Genomic DNA, 19,182 nt, shown 5'->3' on the forward strand with positions numbered 1-19,182 from the left:
GGTCCCTCGATGCCACCAAACCCGGTGACACCACCCCCCGGATCATGGGTTCGACTGGGGGACTAAGTCATGCCGGGCCTGGCGACCGCAGCTCCTCGATCAAGAGCCACGAAGAAGGTAACGGGGGGATTGTGCGTCGCAGAATCCGGAATGCGTCCGACAGCTGGGTCGGTCAGCATTCCGACGTCGACGGAACGAATCGCTACGGTCCGAGTGGTCGCTGCGGCGTTCAGGCCGACCCCGGCCCCGCCTTGACTCATGTCAGCACCCTGACATACAGTTGCCTATGTCAAAAAGCTGACATGAACAGAAGGAGCACGCCTTGCCCGTCACCGGCCCGGACTTCATCTCCCTGCAAGCGCGTGACCTCGCCGCTTCGCAGGCGTTCTACGAGCAGTACCTCGGTCTCGTCCGCTCGCCGGCCGGACCTCCGCACGCCGTCGTGTTCGAGACGAAGCCGATCGCGTTCGCGCTTCGCGAAATCGTTCCCGGCACGGACCTCGCATCGGTCGCGCAGCCCGGAATCGGTGCCGCGATCTGGCTCCACGCCACCGACGTCCAGGCCATTCACGACGCGCTCGTCGCCGACGGGCACACCATCGTTTCCGCGCCGATCGACGGTCCCTTCGGCCGGACGTTCACCTTCGCCGACCCTGACGGCTACCAGATCACCCTCCACGACCGTGGCTGAGGCGAGCACACTTTGGCCGTCACTGGTCGCTAGGGGACTCGGTCCCGCGACGATCCGACCGAACTGAAGCCTCAAGAGTCCACAAGCGTCCCGTCGGTCAACCGCACCCGCCGGTCCACCTTGATCTCGGTCAGGAACCGCTCATCGTGGCTCACGACCACGAAAGCCCCCTGATACGCACCCAGCGCGCTCTCCAACTGCCCGACGCTGACCAGGTCGAGATTGTTCGTCGGCTCGTCCAGCAGGAGCAGTTGAGGCGCGGGTTCGGCGAACAGGACGCAGGCCAGGGTGGCTCGCAGGCGTTCGCCTCCGGAGAGCACGCCGACGGGGAGCCGGGTTCGCGCGCCTCGGAACAGGAAGCGGGCGAGCAAGGTCATCCGTTGCGACTCGGGGAGGCCGGGGGCGAACGTCGCGAAGTTCTCGGCGATGGTCCGGTCGAGGTCCAGAAGGTCCAGCCGCTGGGAGAGATACGCGATCCGGCCCTCGGCTCGTTTCACCACGCCGCCGTCGGGTGAAAGGTCTCCGTTGAGCACACGCAGGAGCGTCGACTTGCCGGTTCCGTTCCCGCCGGTCAGCGCGATCCGTTCGGGGCCGCGGATCGTCAGGTCGACTCCGTCGCCCGCGAAGACGTTCCGGTCGCCGTAGCGGACCTGGATGCGCTCGCCGTGGAACATCGTGCGGCCGGCGGGGACGTTGGTGCCCGGCAGGATGAGCGCGATCTTCTGGTCGTCGCGCAGGGAGCGTTCGGCCTCGTCGAGGCGGTTCTTCGCGTCGTTGACCCGGGCGGCGTGCGTTTCGTTCGCCTTTCCGGCGGATTCCTGGGCGTTGCGTTTCATGGTGCCGGCGAAGATCTTCGGCAGCCCCGCGCTGCCGAGGTTGCGTGCCGCGTTGCCCGCGCGGCGCGCGGCGCGTTCGCGGGCCTGCTGCATCTCCCGTTTCTCGCGTTTGACCTCTTGTTCGGCACTGCGGACGTTGCGTTCGGCGACCTCCTGCTCGGCCTTGACCGCCGCTTCGTACTGGGTGAAATTCCCGCCGTGGTAACGGAGATCGCCGCGGTCGAGTTCGGCGATGCGGTCCATCCGGTCGAGCAGTTCCCGGTCGTGGCTCACCAGCAGCAGGCAACCGGACCAGTCTTCGAGCACCCCGTAGAGCTTGCGTCGGGCGTCGAGGTCGAGGTTGTTGGTCGGTTCGTCCAGCAGCAGGATGTCGGGCCGTTTCAGCAGCTGGGCGGCCAGGCCGAGGGAGATGACCTGCCCGCCGCTCAACGTGCGCAGGCTCCGGTCCAGCGCGAGGCCGTCGAGGCCGAGCCGGTCGAGTTGGGCGCGGGTGCGTTCTTCGATGTCCCAGTCGTTCCCGATGGTGGTGAAGTGCTCTTCGCTCGCGTCGCCGGACTCGATGGCGCTCAGGGCCGCGAGTTGCGGTGCGATCCCGAGTACCTCGGCCACGTTCAGGTCGGCGGTGAGCGGCAGCGACTGCGGCAGATAACCGACGACCCCCTGCGTGGAGACAGTCCCGGAGACCGGCCGCAGCTCGCCGGCGATCAGCTTGAGGAGCGTGCTCTTGCCCGCCCCGTTGGGCGCGACGAGCCCGGTGCGGCCACCGGGAACGCTGAACGACAGGTCGTCGAAGACCGGCGTGTCATCCGGCCAGGCGAAGGAGAGAGCGGACACGACGACGAAGGCGTCTGACATGGAAATGACCTCGTGGAAGACAGCGGGCGCCTCGAAGCAGCACCGCGTGGACATGGCGTGAGGGGACGACGAATCGGCCACGTCGGCGTCAGCGCCGGTGGCCTGGCAACTCCGGCTCACCCGGAGATGTCGTCTACACCTGCCACGTCTCTCTCCATGCTCGTTGATCAGGGCCGCGCCTACGATAACAAGACATGCCGGAGTATGGCCACCGCAATCCCTCGGCGCGGCGTCGGCGAGCGGCGAATTCCGATGCTCATTCGTTTATTCGCCACGATTCCCGGTGATCGGTAATCGTGTGGCCGGAATCATATTCATTGAGTGGTGAAGGCAGGGACTTCTAATGTTCTCGATGGCCATCACCCGATTCCTTGACCCGAGAGGTTTTTCGATGATGTCGAATGGCAGAACCCGAAGACGAATCGCGACCACGGTAACCGCACTGGGGGCGCTCGCCCTGGTCGCTCCACCGGCGCACGCCGCCGAAACCGCAGTTCCCTGCGACTCCGCCGCGTTGGTCCAGGCCATCGCCGATGCCAACGCCACCTCTGAGCCGGACACGCTGTCCCTGGCGGCGAAGTGCGTCTACACGCTCACGTCGGCCGCCGATGCCACCTGGAAAGCCGGGCTTCCCTCCATCCGGGGAAAGCTCACCGTGAACGGTAATCACGCCACCATCGAACGTGCCAAAGACGCACCCCGATTCCGGATCATCTTCAATTGGGGCGATCTGACCCTCAACGAAGTCACAATCGCGGGTGGTCAGGCTCCGGACGGTGTCGGTGCCAGTTCCCCTGGCGTCGGGAATCCGGGCGAGTCCGGCGGCGGTATCAAGAACTGGGGTCCGCTGACCATCACCGACAGCGTCATCAGCGGCAACTCCGCCGGCTCGGGTGCTCCCGGTGCCGCCGCCACCGCCACCACCAGTGCCGGTAGCGGCGGCTACGGAGGTTCCGGCGGTGGGATCTCTTCCTACGGTTCCCCGCAGGTGACGTTGACCATCACCCGTACCTCGATCACCGGCAACGCCTCCGGTTCCGGTGGCCAGGGTGGAAACGGTGTGGCCGCCAAGCCGGGTGGCCAAGGCGGTCCGGCCGGCTTCGGCGCCGGTGTCGACGCGCTCAGCGGCACCGTCCTGCGGCTCACCGACAGCGTCGTCACCGGCAACGGTGCCGGGAGCGGCGGCAAGGGCGGTTCGGGAGGCGCGGAGGGCGGTGGAGCCGGACACGGCGGCAGTGGCGGCACGGCCGGCGGCGTGATGATGTCGACCAGCGGAGGTGTGCTGCTGAATCCGGTCATCACCCGCACCACCATCACCGGCAACCAGGCGGGACGCGGCGGCGATGCCGGCGTCGCGGGGCCGGGCGGGTATTCCGGGATCTCCGGTTACGGAGGTCGAGGCGGCGGAGTCGTCGTGTTCGACGACAGTCTCACGCTCGACGCGGCGACGGTCAGCGACAACGCCGCGGGTGAGCCCGGGACCGGTTCTTACCCTTCTCCGGCTTCCGGGGGCGGCATCCACACGATCAACGCACACGTCGCACTCGTGAACGGGGCCGTGTTGAGCGGTAACCGGCCCGACAACTGCACCTACACCGCGGACGTACCTGGTTGCGTGAACGGGTTCCGGGCCGTCGGGGCCACGGGTCAGGACTGGCGGACCGCCGCGGAACGCGCCGTGGTCTCGGCCGCGCGCTCCCGCGCGTAACCGTCAGGAAAGGGTCGTTCAGGACGAAAAACGTCCTGAACGACCCTTTCCTGACACTCGCCCTCAGCTCAGCCCGTTGAGGCCGATCGCCCGCGCGTACCAGAGCGCGCTTCGCTTCGGCGTCCGTCGCTGCGTCGTGTAGTCGACGTGTACTAGGCCGAAGCGCTTGGCGTACCCCTCGGCCCATTCGAAGTTGTCGAGCAGCGACCAGTAGAAGTACCCACGCAGGTCGACGCCTGCTTCGATCGCCTCGTGCGCGGCACGCAGATGCGAGTCGAGGAAGGCGATCCGGTCGGTGTCCGCGATGTCGCCGCCGATCAGGGCGTCCGGATAGGAGGCGCCGTTTTCGGTGATGTACAACGGGATCGGCCGATACTCGCGATGGACCTGAAGCAGGCATTCGGTCAGCCGCGAAGGCTGGACCTCCCAGCCGGAGTCGGTGCGCGGCGCCGTCTCGTCGGGGACGAAATGGACGTCGGGGGCGCCGAGCCAGCCGGTGTCCGCCGGTTCGCTGCCGGGCCTGGGCGTTCCCGCCACCTGGTAGCCGCGGTAGTAGTTGATGCCCAGCCAATCGATCGGGGCGGCGATGGTCGCGAGATCGCCGTCCCGCAAGAGCTCCTCGATGCCGAGCGGTGCCAGGTCGGTCAGCAGATCCGCCGGGTACGAGCCGCGAAGCACCGGGTCCAGGAACAGCCGGTTTTGCAGGCCGTCGATCCGGCGTGCGGCTTCGACGTCCACAGTGGACGAAGGATCGACGGCCGACACCGGGTACAGGTTCAGCGTGATCCCCGACGACGCCGCCGGGGCATGCCGCCGCAGGACGTCCATCGCGAGCCCGTGCCCGAGCAGCAGATGGTGCGTGGCGGCGACGGCGGCGCGGGGTTCCTGCCTGCCTGGAGCGTGGATCCCGCGCGCGTAACCCAGCATCGCGGCACACCACGGCTCGTTGAGGGTGGACCAGTGCGCCACTCGGTCGCCCAAGCGCGCTACGACCGTTTCGGCGTACTCGGCGAACCGGAAGGCGGTCTCGCGTGAGGCCCAGCCCCCTTCCTCCTCCAGAGCCTGGGGGAGATCCCAGTGATACAGCGTCGCCCAGGGCTCGATCCCGGCTTCGAGTAGCTTGTCGATGAGCCGGTCGTAGAACCCGAGACCGCGGAGGTTCGGTGTCCCGCCGTCGGGCCGGATCCGCGGCCACGACAGGGAGAACCGGTAGGCGCCGAGCCCGAGCCGTCGCATCAGGTCGACGTCTTCGGCGTAGCGGTGGTAGTGATCGGCGCCCGGTTCGCCGGTGTCGCCGCCGACGACGGCGCCGGGGCGGCGGGCGAAGACGTCCCAGATCGAGTCGGTCCGGCCGTCGGCGGCCGTGGCCCCTTCGACCTGGTAGGCCGCGGTGGCGGCGCCCCACACGAATCCGGGCGGGAACAGCAGTGCGGTCTTCGCCCGGACACTGTCGGGATGTGCGGACATGGTCACCCTTTCACGGCACCTTGCATGATCCCGGCCACGATCTGGCGGCCGAGGAGGAGGAAGACGATGAGGATCGGGATGGTGGCCAGGGTGGTCCCGGCCAGCACCAGCGAGTAGTCGACGTAGTAGCCGCTCTGCAGCTTCTCCAGCGCCAGCTGGACGGTGGGGTTTCCGGCGTCCAGCACGACGAGCGGCCAGAGGAAGTCGTTCCACGAGGTCATGAACGTGAACATCGCCAGGATCGCCGCCGCCGGGCGGACCGCGGGCAGGCAGACGTTCCAGAAGATCCGGATCATGCTGCACCCGTCGACCCGCGCCGCTTCGATCAGTTCGTACGGCACGGCGTCCACTGTGTACTGACGCATCCAGAAGACACCGAACGCGGTCACCAGGTTGGGCACGATCACCGCTTGCAGCCCACCCGCCCAGCCGAACTCCGACATCGCCATGAACAGCGGGATGATGCCGAGCTGGGTCGGCACGGCGAGCGTGATGACGATGAACACGAACAGCCCGTTCCGGCCGCGGAACCGCAGTTTGGCGAAGGCGAACCCGGCCAGCGCCGAGAACAGCACCGTGGTGAGGGTGACCGTGCCGGACACGATCAGGCTGTTCGCGAGCGCCTTCCAGAACGGCACCGTGTCGAACACCCTGGCCGCGTTGGCGAAGAAGTTCCCGCCGGGCAGGAAGGGCGGCACCCGCTCGGTGAGCATCCCGCTGTCCCGGCTCGCCACCAGGAACGACCAGTAGAACGGGAAGAGCGAGCCCAGCACGAAGATCGCGAGCACGACGTAGGTCGCCCGGCGGGGTTTGCCGAGCGCCGAGACACTCCGCTTGAGTCCGCTGTGGATGGTGGTCACTTCTTCTTCACCGCCGGGTTCCTGGCGAGCCTGCCGGTGAGGAAGAAGTTCACCAGCGCGATCAGCACGATGATCACGAACAGCACCCACGCGATCGCCGAGGCATAGCCGAGTTCGTAGTTCTCGAAGGCCGTTTGGTACAGGTACAGCGTCACGGTCTGGAACTGGTTGGACGAGCCGCCGTTGTTCGATCCCGGCATGGCGTCGAACAGTTTGGGCTCGGTGAAGATCTGGAGTCCGCCGATCGTCGAGGTGATGGTGACGAAGATCAGCGTCGGCTTCAGCAGGGGCAGCGTGATGCTGAAGAACCGGCGTGCGGCTCCCGCGCCGTCGATGAGGGCGGCCTCGTGCAGTTCCTTCGGGATGGCCTGCATCGCCGCCAGCACGATCAGCGCGTTGTACCCGGTCCAGCGCCAGTTCACCATGATCGCGATCGCGACATGGCTGCTGAACCGGCCTGCCTGCCAGTCGACCGGGTCCAGTCCGATGGTCTGCAACAGGCCGTTGACCAGCCCGTACTTCGGCCCGAACAGGTTCGCGAAGATGATCCCGAGCGCGACCAGGCTGGCGGCGTACGGGAGCAGGACGCCGACGCGCCAGCCGGTCGCCCCGCGGAGCCTGGCGCTCAGCAGCGCCGCCAGGAGCACCGCGATGATCAGCTGCGGAACGCTGGAGAGCAGGAAGATGCTGACGGTGTTCTCGAGCGCGTTCCAGAACTGCGTGTCGGCGAACAGCTCCTTGAAGTTGTCCAGCCCGATGAAAACGGGATTGTCGTCGCCCGCCTCCCAGCTGAACAGCGACACGTACGCCGTGTAGAGCAGCGGGAACAGCCCGACGATCCCGAACACGATGAAGAACGGGGCGATGTAGAGGTACGGCGAGACCTTGACGTCCCAGCGGCTCAGCCGGTGGCGAAGGGTGGGCCGGGGTGACGTGCGCACCCCGGCCTTCCTCCCCTCCGGCGCGATCTTGTCGACGACGGTCATCGGTCAGCGCGTGATCTTCTTCGCGGCGTCGAGCAGTTGCGTCCAGCCTTCGTCCGCGGACTTGCCCTGTTCGACGGCCTGCAGCGCGGGGCTCGACGCGTTCTCCTGGATCTGGCCGTCACCGGGGCCCTTGTACTGCGGCTTGGCGACCTTCTTGGCCTGCTCGGCGAACAGCTGGCCGATCTTGGCGCCACCGAAGTAGGCGTCGGTCTCGTTCAGCAGCGCCGGGTCCTCCAGCGCCTTGACCTGGCTGGGGAAGGTGCCCTTCGCCTGGAACGCCTTGATCTGCTGCTCGGGCGCGGTCAGCCAGGCGGCGAGTTCGGCCGCCTCCTTCGGGTGCTTCGACTGCGTGGGCACGGTCAGATACGAACCGCCCCAGTTCCCGCCGCCGCCGGGGAAGGCCGCGGTGACCGCCCACTTGCCGGCGTTCTCCGGGCCGGAGTGCTCCTCGATCACACCGAGCATCCACGCGGGGCACACCTTCGTGGCGAAGGCGCCCTGTTTGAACCCGGAGTTCCACTCGTTGCTGAACGCGGTCAGCTTGGCCGACTGTCCTTTCGCGACAGCGCCGGTCACCTTGGTCCAGGCGTCCTTGATGCCCTGGTTGGCTTCCACCGCGAGCTTGTCGTCGTTGCCGATGTAGCCGCTGGGGAGCTGGTTGACCATGGCGTTGAAGTTCTGCGCGGCCGAGTCGAACCACGCCTTCCCGCCTGCCTTCGCGACGTACTGGTCGCCCGCGGCGAAGTAGCTGTCCCAGGTGGCGAACAGGGGTTTGACCGCTTCGGGATCGGACGGCAGGCCCGCCGCCTCGAGCATGTCCTTGCGGTAGCACATCGCCAGCGGGCCGATGTCCGTGCCGTAGCCGATGACCTTGCCGTCCTTGGTCTTCGCCGCGTCGTACTTCCAGCCGAGCCAGCGGTCGGGGGAGGCCTCCGCCGGGCCGATCTTGGGCAGGTCGTTGAACTTCGAGCCCTTGTCGAGGACGTTCGACAGATGCCCTTCCTCGACGGCGGTGACGTCGGCGAGGCCGGAACCCGCCGCCAGTTTCGTGATCAGGTCCTGGTGGTACGGCCCGCCCTGGCCGGTCTTGCGGTGGGTGATCTTGATGTTCGGGTGCAGTCGTTCGTACTCGGGAATGAGCGCCTCGTAGCCGAACTCGGTGAACGTCGCCAGCGACAGCTCGACCTTCGCGTTCGGGTCCGACGCCGCGGGCGCCGCGCCGTCGTCACCGCCGCACGCCGCCAGTCCGAACGTCGTCATGGTGATACCCAGTGTCAGCACCAGGCCGTTCCGGATCCTTCTCACGTGTCATACCCCTTGCCGGTGGGAGGGAACGCCGTCGCGTCATGACCAGAAAATGGGAGCGCTCCCAGGATGCGCAGAGTCTGTCGCCAAGGTATGGCCGTGTCAAGGGCTTGTAATGAGAGTGTTTCCATCAGGGGAGCGCTCTCAGTGCGGATGGCCGCCGGACACTAAGCTGTGGGTGTCCGGATGGAGTTGAAGGGTGAAGGTGACGCGGGTGGGGCCTCGACCAGGGGAAGACGGCAGGCCGACGCTGGAAGACGTCGCCGCGTCCGCCGGGGTCAGCCGGTCGACGGCGTCCCGGGCGCTGAACGACGACGGCTACGTCAGCGCGCGCTCCCGCGAGCGGGTGCAGGCCGCGGCCCGCGAACTCGGCTACTCCCCGAACCAGGCGGCCAGATCCCTGGTGACCAGGAGGACCGGCGCGGTCGCGGTCGTGCTGTCGGAGCCGGAGGCGCGGCTGCTCGACGACCCGTACCGCACCGCGGTCATGCGCGCGGGCTACCGCGAACTCGCCGACATCGGCTGCCAGATGGTCTTGATCTTCAGTGACACCCGCGAGGACCTCGACCGCACGGTCCGGTTCCTCGACGGCGGGCACGTCGACGGCGTGCTGGTGTTCGCACCGCACCGCACCGACCCGTTGCCCAAGGCGTTGCGGCAGTTGAGGATCCCGGTGGTGTACGGCGGGCAGGCGGCCGGGCTCAAACGCGGTGTCCACGTCGTCGACTTCGACAACGAGGGCGGCGCGAAGCTGGCTGTCGCGCATCTGGTCGAGGCCGGCCACCGCCGGATCGCCACGATCGCCGGTCCGCAGGACCAGAGCGCGGCGATCGACCGGCTCTCCGGCTGGCGCAAGACCCTGCTCGACGCCGGGCTCGACCCGGGGGACCTGGTCGAGGAGGGCGACTTCACCCTCACCGGTGGCGCGAAGGCGATGTCGAACCTGCTCGCGCGGCGCCCCGACCTCGACGCCGTCTTCGTGGCCAGCGACATGATGGCCCTCGGCGCGCTCCGCACCCTGCATTCCGCCGGACGGCGGATCCCCTCCGACGTCGCCGTCGTCAGCTTCGACGACAACGCGACCTTGGCGCCGGAGATGGACCCGCCGCTGACCTCGGTGCATCAGGACCCGCGCGAGCAGGTCCACGCGATGGTCGAGACCCTGCTGGCGCTGATGGACGACCGCGAGCTCAAGCCCCGGCAGCGGATACTGCCGGTGTCGCTCACTCGTCGCGCTTCGAGCTGAGCCCGCGTCATACCGGGGCGATGCCTTCGAGCGTCGGCACGACCGGGGCGATCCTGCCGTCGCGGGTGAAGGTCAGCTTGTCGATGGTGGTTTCCCGATGCGTGCCGTCCCCGCCGGGGATGGCGAAGCGGTGATAGGCGATGTACCACTCGTCCTTGCCCGGCACCCGCACCATCGACGAGTGCCCGGTGCCCTTGATGCCCAGCTTCGTGTCCTTGGCGAGGATCAGCCCGCGGTCGGTGAACGGGCCGGTGGGGGTGCTCGCGGTGGCGTAGGCGACGCGGTAGTCCTCGCTGCGGGTGTCGTCGATCGACCAGCTCAGGTAGTACGTGCCGTTGCGCTCCACCATGAAGAGCCCCTCGCGGAAACCGCCGAGCCCCGTGATCCGCTGGATCGCGGCGGGGTCGAAGGACACCATGTCGTCGTTCAAGGGCACGACATACGCTTCCCCGTTGCCCCAGTAGAGATACGGCTTCCCCGAGCGATCGATGAAGACGGCCGGGTCGATCGCCTGGCCGCCGCCGGGGTTCTTCGCGATCAGAGGCTTGCCGGAGTCGATGAAAGGACCGGTCGGTGAGTCACCGACCGCGACACCGATCTTGGCTTCGGCGCAGAAGTAGAAGTAGTACTTGCCGTTCCGTTCGGCCATCGTGGGCGCCCACGCGTTCTTGTCCGCCCAGCTCACCCCGGGACCGAGGTCGAGCGCGACGCCGTGGTCCGTCCAGTCGACGAGGTTCTTCGAAGACCATGTCGAGAAGGTCGTGCCGCCCCAGCCGGGGAAGCCGTCAGTGGTCGGATACAAGTAGTACGTGTCACCGATCGCGATGATGTTCGGGTCCGCGTTCAGCCCGGGCAATACCGGCGTCCGGAGCTCGCGGGCTTCGACCGTCCAGACCCGGACCTGTCCGCGCGGTGCGACGACGGTGTACTTCTTGGGGCGGCGAAGGTCGACCGGACGCCCGTCGCCGGGTTTGAGAGTCGCGCCTGGGGCGAGGCCGAACTTCGGATTGAGGGCACGCAGGTCGGTGCCGGGACGGACCGGGAGCACGACCGTGCCCGCGCCCGCATCGATGACGGCCGGCACCTTGAGGGCATCGAGGGTGACCGAGCGGATCAGCGTGCTGTTCGACGGCAGCCCGGCGACCTCGGCGCCGGAGAGCGCGCGGTTGTAGAGCCGGACGTCCTTCATCTTGCCCTTGAACGTCTTGTCGGCCGAGTAGACCGACCGGCCGAGGTAATTGGCCGCGGTGACCCCGCCGCCGAGGTCGGCCGGTCTGATGGTGACCTTGTCGTCGCGTGCCACCTCGGCCCCGTCCAGGTACAGAACGGCACTACCGCCGCCGACGGTGAGCGTGACGTTCTTCCACACCCCGCGGGGGAGACCACCGGCCGAGGCGGCTCCCTGTTCGGTGGTCCAGTCGCCGGTCGCGATCGCGCCCCGGAATCCGCCCGCCTCGGTCCCGCCGGTACCGAAGAGGTAGCCGTCTCCGGCGCCCGAGGGCCCGGTATTGCCGAAACCGTAGAGGAAATACGGCGTCTGCTGGCCGGGGTCGACGAGGACGTCGGCGGACACGGTGGCCGCGGGCGCGCCGTTCAGCAGGTTGTTCGGCAGCTGCACGTGACCGTTGGTCCCGCCGAACTCCAGCGCTCCGCCCGCCCACTTCACGTCACCGGCCAGCGCGCCGTCGTAGCCGTGGCCGGAGCGGTCGGCGGCGGTCGAGCCGGTCTTGCCGTCGAGGGGCCAGTGCGCCACCAGGCCGTTCTTGTCCGCTTTGGCGGGCGCGGGCGCTGCGGTCAGCCGGTCGAGTTCGGCTTGGGTGACCGGCAGGACGGTGCCGTGCCTGGGTGACGCGGGCAGCATCGCCCCTGGCGACATGGTCCACTTCCCGGACGCGAGATCGGTCGTCTCGAACGGGACGTAGCCGCGGCCGCCGTACTCGTCGATGAACAGGTACCATTTGTTCTCCGTGTTGGACTTGAACCCGGTCGGGCCCTCGCCGCGGGACAACCCAGGATCGCCCTTGCCGATGCACTCGGCGACGAAATCGTAGGACGGATCGAGCAGATCGGCCGACTTCTCCGCGGTGATGTACTTGCTGCACGGCGACGACGAGGTGGGATCGCGTTCGTCCTTGGTGAACCGGTAGTAGGTCCCCTTGTCCTGGATGACCGTCGAGTCGATCACGGAGTAACCCGGGTCGATCCACACCTTCGGCTTGCTGAAGCTGACGAAGTCGCGTGTCGTGGCGTAGAGCATCCGGTTGTAGCTGGTGCCGGTGTGCGACGGATCGTTCTCGGCGTACAGCTTCGAAGCCCAGTAGACGACGTAGGTTCCGCGCTTGGCATCCCAGAACGCTTCGGGCGCCCAGGTGTTGCCCGCGGTCGGCGGCGACACCTCGACACTGCGCTGCCGGGACCAGGTGACCAGATCGGTGGACTCCCAGACCATGATCGAGCGGCTGCCCGTACGCTGCGCGGCGTCCCAGCCCCGGCCGTTGTGGATCTTGAGGTCGGTCGCGAGCAGATAGAACTTGTCGCCGTCGGGGGAGCGGAGGATGAACGGATCGCGGACGCCGAGTTCGCCGAGGCTGGATCGGAGCGCCGGCCTGCCGTTGTTGAGTTCGGTCCAGTTCAGCGGATCGTTGCCCTTGCTGGCCGCGGTGTAGATCTGTTCGCCGTCCGGGGTGCCTTCGCCGGTGAAATAGAAGAAGCTGTAGCCGGCGAGGGCTTGCTGCGCCGGTTTCGGGGGAACCGTGGCGGTGAACCGCCGGGTCGCCGTGTCACGTCCGCTCGTGACGGCCGCCGTGAGCGTGACCCTTTTCGTGGGTTGCCCGTCGGGTGGGCGAGTGACCTCTCCGGTCGGGGTGACGACGGCGGGATCCGAGGACTGCCAACGGATCGTGGTGCCGCCGGGCCCGGTGTCCGGAAGGGTGAGGTTCCCCCGGACGTCGTCGAGACCGGGGACGGACAGGGTGTTCGCCGTGTCGCGTGCTCCGTTTGGGACCACTGTGGACGCTGCGGCGGGCACGGTGGCTGTTGCCGTGAGCAGTGCGAGGGAAGTGAGGAGGACGCCGATTCGGCGTGGACGCAAGGGGATCATCGTTGAGTGCTCCCTTGACGGGGAATGTTAACGTTAACATTGTTTTGTGCACGCTGACCGTAGAACGACGGGCTCCGCGCGGTCAAGGGAGCGGATGGAGGCGAGCGGGGAGGATTTGGGACGTTGAACGTCCCAAATCCTCCCCTCTTGACCAACCTGAGCTGAGCAGGTTGGCGACGATGTAGGAATTGGGACACTGAATGTCCCAATTCCCACTCGTCAGCTTCGTGACTCCAACCGCGGTCGACCACCTCGCACGACACCTGACTTCGGGGCTGGCGACCAGGCGCCCGTGACCCGACTGTGACTCGGCGAGACCTTGACCGGGTTCGTGTTATCGCTAACACTTGCGGCACTCGTCACCCGGCGAGGAGCGGCGACAGGAGACAGGCGATGGCACGCGAAAGCAGCGAGGGCGGCAACGCGGCCGTTTCCTCCGTGGGCAAGCAGGCCAGCCTCACCGATGTCGCCGCGCTCGCGGGTGTTTCGCATATGACGGTCTCGCGGGTCATCAACGGCACCGGTCCGGTGCGCGCCGAGACGCGCGTCCGGGTCAACGCCGCCATCGAGCAACTGGACTATCGGCCGAACTCGGTCGCCCGAGCGCTGGTCACCGGCCGGTCGGGCACGCTCGGCGTGGTCGCGTTGGAGGCCAACCTCTACGGCCCGGCCAGCACGCTGAGCGGGATCGAGCACGCTGCTCGCGAGGCGGGTTACGCGACGACCATAACCAGCATCAGCCGTCCCGGCCGGTCGTCCATCACCGATGCGGTGGAGCGGCTGCGGCGCCAGGCCGTCGAAGGCATCGTGGTGATCGCCCCGCATGTCACCGCCGGGCGCGCGCTGGAGGCCGCGCCCAGTGATGTCCCGCTCGTCGCGGTCGGTGGCGGGAAGGAAGCGCCGGTGCCGGTGATCTCGGTGGACCAGTACGACGGCGCCCGCCGGGCGACCGAGCATCTGCTGGGTCTCGGGCACGAGACGGTCTGGCACGTGGCTGGGCCCGAAGACTGGCTGGAGGCGCTCGACCGTGAGCGCGGCTGGCGGGAAACCCTGCAGCGGCACGGCGCGCGGATCCCGCCGGTGGTGCGGGGTGACTGGAGCGCGCGGTCCGGGTATGCGGCGGGGCGGTCCCTCGTCGGCGAAAAGGGACTGAACGCGGTTTTCGTGGCCAACGACCAGATGGCCCTCGGCTTTCTTCGCGCCTGCACCGAGGCCGGCGTGAACGTGCCGGGGGAGATGCGCATCGTCGGTTTCGACGACGTGCCCGAGGCGGCGTACTACACGCCGCCGCTGACGACGGTGCGCCAGGACTTCGTCGAAGTCGGCAGGCGCACGTTCGACCTTCTTCGCCGCCGGATGAACGGTGGCGAAGAACAAGCCCGTGACCTGGTGGTTCCCGAGTTGATCGTGCGGGAGAGTACCGGAATTTCGTGAAGCCGGAACTGCCCTCGCTGGGCTTTCCGGTGGAGTGTTAACGCTAACTCAATTGATCAGTGCGGATCTAGGAGTAGATGTGGCGAGAAAATCGTGGACGGCGATAGTGGCGGCCGGACTGTTCGCGCTCACCGCGTGCGGTGGCGGCGGCGGAGCGGGTGGCGGCGGGGCCATCACCCTCGGTTTCGCGCAGGTCGGCGCGGAAAGCGGCTGGCGGACGGCGAACACCAAGTCGATCCAGGACTCCGCGAAGACGGCCGGGATCGAGCTGAAGTTCTCCGACGCGCAACAGAAGCAGGAGAACCAGATCGCCGCGATCCGGTCCTACATCCAGCAGAAGGTCAAGGTGATCGCCTTCTCGCCGGTCGTGGAGTCCGGCTGGGACACCGTGCTCAAGGAGGCGAAGACGGCGAACATCCCGGTGATCCTGACCGACCGGGCCGTCGACTCGCCGGACAAGACGCTGTACAAGACCTTCCTCGGCTCGGACTTCGTCGCCGAGGGCAAGAAGGCCGGCGAGTGGCTGGCCAAGGAGTTCGGCTCCGCGGCCGGCGACGTCAGCATCGTGGAACTGCAGGGCACCACCGGCTCCGCGCCGGCGAACGACCGCAAGAAGGGCTTCGCCGACGTCATCGCGTCGAACCCGAAGTTCAAGGTCGTCGCGTCGCAGACCGGTGAGTTCACCAGGGCCAAGGGCAAGGAGGTCATGGAAGCCTTCTTGAAGTCCCAGCCCAAGATCGACGTGCTGTACGCGCACAACGACGACATGGCCCTCGGCGCCATCGAAGCGATCGAGGCCGCCGGGAAGGTACCCGGCAAGGACATCAAGATCGTCTCGGTCGACGGCGTCCGCGACGCCCTGCAGGCACTGGCCGACGGCAAGATCAACCACGTCGTCGAATGCAACCCGCTGCTCGGCCCGCAGCTGATGGATCTGGTGAAGAAGGTCGCCGCCGGTGAGCAGGTGCCTCCGCGCATCGAGACCACCGAGACCGAATTCGACCAGGCTGCCGCGAAGGCCGCGCTGCCGCAACGCCAGTACTGACCCCGAATCCGCGTCCACCGAGAACAAGGTCAGCGATGACAGAACCCCCTGCGATGCTGCGGATGAGCCACATCCGGAAGGAATTCCCCGGCGTGGTCGCCCTCGACGACGTCTCCTTCCGGATGTTCCCCGGCGAAGTGCACGCCCTGATGGGTGAGAACGGCGCCGGCAAGTCCACCCTGATCAAGGTGCTCACCGGCGTGCACGGGGTGGACGCGGGCACGATAGAACTCGACGGCTCCCCGGTCGCGTTCAGCGGTCCGGGAGAGGCGCAGCGCTCCGGCGTGAGCACCGTCTACCAGGAAGTGAACCTCTGCCCGAACCTGTCGGTGGCGGAGAACATCTGCCTCGGCAAGGAGCCGCGACGGCGCGGCCGCATCGACTGGCGCGAGATGCGCCGCCGGGCGGCCGCGCTGCTGGCCAGGCTGGACGTCGAAGTGGACGTTTCGGCGGAACTGGGCGGCTGTTCCATCGCGGTGCAGCAACTGGTCGCGATCGCCAGGGCGCTCGACGTCGACGCGCGTGTGCTCGTCCTCGACGAACCGACGTCCAGTTTGGACGCCGGCGAGGTCGAGCAGTTGCTGAACGTGGTGCGGTCGTTGCGGGAGCAGGGGATGGCGATCCTGTTCGTCTCCCATTTCATCGAGCAGGTCTTCGCCGTCGCGGACCGGATGACGGTGCTGCGCAACGGGAAGCTGATCGGGGAGTACCGCACCGAGGAGATCACCCCGGTCGACCTGGTGACCAGGATGATCGGCAAGGAACTCGAGGCCCTCGAAGACATCGAGGACGCGGGGCACAGCCGGTCCGACCTCGCCGGGGCGCCGGTGTTCCTCGAAGCGGAGGACGTCGGCCGCAAGGGCGGTGTCGCGCCGTTCTCGCTCGACATCCGGGCGGGCGAGGTCGTCGGCCTGGCCGGGCTACTCGGCTCCGGTCGCACCGAACTGGCCAGGCTGCTGTTCGGCGCCGATCACGCGGACGGCGGTTCGGTGCGGATCAACGGTGAGCCGGTGTCGCTGAAGAGTCCGCGGACCGGTCTCGACCACCGCATCGCGTTCTGTTCGGAGAACCGCAAGACCGAAGGCCTCGTCGAGGAACTCACCGTGCGCGAGAACATCGTGCTCGCGTTGCAGGCCTCGCGGGGCTGGGCGCGGCCGATCCCGCGACGGCGGCAGGACGAGATCGCCGAGCGCTACATCGAGATGCTCGACATCCGTCCCGCCAACGCGGAAGCGAAGGTCGGAGACCTGAGCGGCGGCAACCAGCAGAAGGTGCTGCTCGCGAGGTGGCTCATCACCGAACCCCGGCTGCTGATCCTCGACGAGCCGACACGCGGGATCGACATCGGCGCCAAGACGGAGATCCAGCGGCTTGTCGCCCGGCTTTCGAGTGAGGGGATGGCCGTCGTGTTCATCTCCGCCGAACTCGAGGAGGTGCTGCGGTTGAGCCACCGGGTCCTCGTGCTGCGCGACCGCGCGGTGGTCGCCGTACTGGACAACGAATCGCTGGCCGCGGACCGCGTCATGGCGACGATGGCGGAAGGAGTCGCACGATGACCAAGCATCGCTTGTTCTGGCCTGTCGCCGCGCTGCTGGCGTTGCTGCTCGGTGACCTCATCGCCCATCCGGCGTTCTTCGCGATCGAACTCCGCGACGGGCACCTTTACGGGAACCTGATCGACATCCTCAAGAACGGCGCCCCGCTGATCCTCATCGCGATCGGCATGACCCTGGTGGTGGCGACGCGGGGGATCGACCTCTCCGTCGGCGCGGTCGTCGCGATCAGCGGCGCGCTCGCCTGCCTGCACATCAGCGGACTCGGCGACCAGAACAGCCTCGGCGGGACGCTGGCCGCGGTCGGGATGGCGCTGGGGCTGGCCCTCGCGCTCGGGGTGTGGAACGGCTGGCTCGTGGCGGTGCTGGGCATCCAGCCGATCATCGCGACGCTGATCCTGATGGTCGCGGGCCGCGGCATCGCCCAGCTGATCACCGGCGGCCAGATCATCACCGTCAATTCGCATCCCTACGAATGGATCGGCAGCGGGTTCACCTTCGGCCTGCCCAGCGCGATCCTCATCGCGCTGGCCGTGTTCGCCATCGCCGCGGTGCTGGTCCGCCGGTCGGCGCTGGGGCTGCTGGTCGAAGCGGTGGGCGGCAACCCGGAGGCAGGCAGGCTCGCCGGGCTCCGGTCGTCCCGGCTGATCTGGCTGACCTACGTCTTCTGCGCGCTCTGCGCCGGTATCGCCGGGCTGATGATCAGCGCGAACGTGCACAGCGCCGACGGCAACAACGCCGGGCAGTTCATCGAACTGGACGCGATCCTCGCCGTCGTCATCGGCGGGACACTGCTCACCGGCGGCCGGTTCTCGCTCACCGGTTCGGTGATCGGCGCGCTGCTCATCCAGACCTTGACGACGACCGTGTACGCGCTCGGCATCGCGCCGCAGGCGATCATGCTGTTCAAGGCCGTGGTCGTGCTGGCGGTCTGCCTGCTGCAGTCGCCGGTGTTCCGCAAAAAGCTCGCCAGGCGGCGAAAAGCGGCGCCCCCGCCAGCCGCCGTCCTGCCGGAGAAGGTGGAGGCCGGGGTATGACGACACTCGACCGCATCAAGGGCTACAGGCCACGGCAGCGGCACCTCCCGATCCTGGCGACGATGGCGATGCTCATCGGCGCCTACCTCTACGGCGCGTCGAGCTACCCGGCGTTCGGCTCCGGACAGGTCGTGCTCGACCTGTTCATCAACAACGCCTTCCTGCTGGTCGTCGCCGTCGGGATGACGTTCGTGATCCTCGCCGGCGGGATCGACCTGTCGGTGGGTTCGGTCGTGGCGCTGTCCACTGTGGTCTCCGCCGACCTGCTGCAGAACCAGGGCTGGCCGGTCTTCGCGGTGATCCCCGCGGTGCTCGCGATCGGCGCGGCGCTGGGCTTCGGGATGGGCGTGCTGATCCAGGTGTTCGAGATCCAGCCGTTCATCGCCACCCTGATCGGGATGTTCTTCGCCAGGGGGCTCTGCTACACGATCAGCACCCAGGCGTACTCGATCGACGACCCGACGGTCGCGAGCCTCGCGCAGACGCAGATCCCGCTCGGTGCGGAACTGCACCTCTCGATCGGCGTGGTCGTCGCGCTGGTCGTGGTCGCCGTCGCCGCGTATGTCCTTTACGGAACCCGGTTCGGCCGGACGGTCTACGCGATCGGCGGGAATCCGAAGTCGGCGCTGCTGATGGGCCTGAACGTCGGCCGCACGCGGATCTCGGTCTACACGCTCAGCGGGTTCTGCTCGGCGCTCGGCGGCCTGCTCCTGGTGCTGTACAAGTCTTCCGGCGATCCGCTCAACGGCGTCGGGCTGGAGCTGACCGCGATCGCGGCCGTCGTCATCGGTGGCACGTTGCTCACCGGCGGCTCCGGCTACGTCCTCGGGACGGTGCTCGGGATCATGGTGCTGGGCATCATCCAGACCCTGATCACCTTCGACGGCACGCTGAACTCCTGGTGGACCTCGATCATCACCGGTGCGCTGCTGTTCGCCTTCATCGTCCTGCAACGCCTCGTCGGCAGGCGGACCACGTAACTCGCGTGATCAGAGGCGTAACTCGCGTGATTGGAGCCGTAACACGCGTGATCCGGGTTTTCGACCAGAAATGTGAACG

14 protein-coding genes are annotated in these 19,182 nt (G+C 67.7%); 8 read left to right on the forward strand and 6 right to left on the reverse strand.

Annotated elements, in window-relative coordinates:
* Positions 1 to 322: 322 nt before the first annotated feature.
* Entirely contained in the window at positions 323 to 691 is a 369-nt protein-coding gene (locus DMH03_RS30655) for a VOC family protein (protein ID WP_125795498.1), read from the forward strand.
* Positions 692 to 762: 71 nt separating this feature from the next.
* Here DMH03_RS30655 and abc-f read toward each other — a convergent pair whose 3' ends face one another.
* The gene (abc-f, locus tag DMH03_RS30660) at positions 763 to 2,382 is read right to left on the reverse strand and encodes a ribosomal protection-like ABC-F family protein (RefSeq protein ID WP_125795499.1); all 1,620 of its coding nucleotides are present in this window, start codon (positions 2,380 to 2,382) and stop codon (positions 763 to 765) included.
* 391 nt (positions 2,383 to 2,773) lie between these two features.
* On the opposite strand from abc-f, the gene DMH03_RS30665 reads away from it, so the two are divergent.
* Positions 2,774 to 4,090: a hypothetical protein gene (locus DMH03_RS30665; protein WP_233611727.1), complete on the forward strand. Its 1,317-nt coding sequence runs from the start codon at positions 2,774 to 2,776 to the stop codon at positions 4,088 to 4,090.
* 63 nt (positions 4,091 to 4,153) lie between these two features.
* On the opposite strand, the gene DMH03_RS30670 is transcribed toward DMH03_RS30665, so the two are convergent.
* Genes DMH03_RS30670 through DMH03_RS30685 form a run of 4 tightly spaced genes read right to left on the reverse strand, consistent with a single transcriptional unit; the run spans position 4,154 to position 8,708 of the window.
* A complete protein-coding gene (locus DMH03_RS30670) occupies positions 4,154 to 5,563 on the reverse strand; it encodes a GH1 family beta-glucosidase (protein WP_370310979.1) in 1,410 nt (469 codons plus the stop codon).
* The gene (locus tag DMH03_RS30675) at positions 5,560 to 6,417 is read right to left on the reverse strand and encodes a carbohydrate ABC transporter permease (RefSeq protein ID WP_125782756.1); all 858 of its coding nucleotides are present in this window, start codon (positions 6,415 to 6,417) and stop codon (positions 5,560 to 5,562) included. Before DMH03_RS30675 ends, DMH03_RS30670 begins: the two co-directional genes overlap by 4 nt.
* Positions 6,414 to 7,403, reverse strand: coding sequence for a carbohydrate ABC transporter permease (locus DMH03_RS30680; RefSeq protein ID WP_125795500.1), 990 nt, complete (start codon positions 7,401 to 7,403; stop codon positions 6,414 to 6,416). Before DMH03_RS30680 ends, DMH03_RS30675 begins: the two co-directional genes overlap by 4 nt.
* Before the next feature lie 3 nt (positions 7,404 to 7,406).
* The gene (locus tag DMH03_RS30685) at positions 7,407 to 8,708 is read right to left on the reverse strand and encodes an ABC transporter substrate-binding protein (RefSeq protein ID WP_125795501.1); all 1,302 of its coding nucleotides are present in this window, start codon (positions 8,706 to 8,708) and stop codon (positions 7,407 to 7,409) included.
* Positions 8,709 to 8,907: 199 nt separating this feature from the next.
* Here DMH03_RS30685 and DMH03_RS30690 point away from each other — a divergent pair, with 199 nt between their 5' ends.
* Positions 8,908 to 9,954 carry a LacI family DNA-binding transcriptional regulator gene (locus tag DMH03_RS30690; protein ID WP_199746746.1) on the forward strand — a complete coding sequence of 349 codons (1,047 nt, stop codon included), beginning with the start codon at positions 8,908 to 8,910 and terminating at the stop codon, positions 9,952 to 9,954.
* Positions 9,955 to 9,961: 7 nt separating this feature from the next.
* Here DMH03_RS30690 and DMH03_RS30695 read toward each other — a convergent pair whose 3' ends face one another.
* Positions 9,962 to 13,054 (reverse strand): family 43 glycosylhydrolase, encoded by a 3,093-nt coding sequence (locus DMH03_RS30695; protein WP_125795502.1) that lies wholly within the window; start codon positions 13,052 to 13,054, stop codon positions 9,962 to 9,964.
* A 393-nt stretch (positions 13,055 to 13,447) separates the two neighbouring features.
* On the opposite strand from DMH03_RS30695, the gene DMH03_RS30700 reads away from it, so the two are divergent.
* The 5 genes from DMH03_RS30700 to yjfF all read left to right on the forward strand — a co-directional run bounded on the left by DMH03_RS30700 (position 13,448) and on the right by yjfF (position 19,103).
* A complete protein-coding gene (locus DMH03_RS30700) occupies positions 13,448 to 14,488 on the forward strand; it encodes a LacI family DNA-binding transcriptional regulator (protein WP_125795503.1) in 1,041 nt (346 codons plus the stop codon).
* 79 nt (positions 14,489 to 14,567) lie between these two features.
* On the forward strand, positions 14,568 to 15,533 hold the full coding sequence (locus DMH03_RS30705) for an ABC transporter substrate-binding protein (RefSeq protein WP_199749089.1): 966 nt from the start codon (positions 14,568 to 14,570) through the stop codon (positions 15,531 to 15,533).
* A gap of 53 nt (positions 15,534 to 15,586) precedes the next feature.
* Entirely contained in the window at positions 15,587 to 17,089 is a 1,503-nt protein-coding gene (locus DMH03_RS30710) for a sugar ABC transporter ATP-binding protein (protein WP_199749115.1), read from the forward strand.
* Positions 17,086 to 18,123, forward strand: a complete 1,038-nt coding sequence (locus DMH03_RS30715; protein ID WP_125795505.1) for an ABC transporter permease — start codon at positions 17,086 to 17,088, stop codon at positions 18,121 to 18,123. Before DMH03_RS30710 ends, DMH03_RS30715 begins: the two co-directional genes overlap by 4 nt.
* The gene (yjfF, locus tag DMH03_RS30720) at positions 18,120 to 19,103 is read left to right on the forward strand and encodes a galactofuranose ABC transporter, permease protein YjfF (protein WP_125795506.1); all 984 of its coding nucleotides are present in this window, start codon (positions 18,120 to 18,122) and stop codon (positions 19,101 to 19,103) included. The genes DMH03_RS30715 and yjfF overlap by 4 nt, the downstream gene beginning before the upstream one ends.
* Positions 19,104 to 19,182 lie beyond the last annotated feature (79 nt).

The sequence above is a fragment of the Amycolatopsis sp. WAC 01376 genome, from assembly GCF_003947415.1.
GTDB lineage: Bacteria > Actinomycetota > Actinomycetes > Mycobacteriales > Pseudonocardiaceae > Amycolatopsis.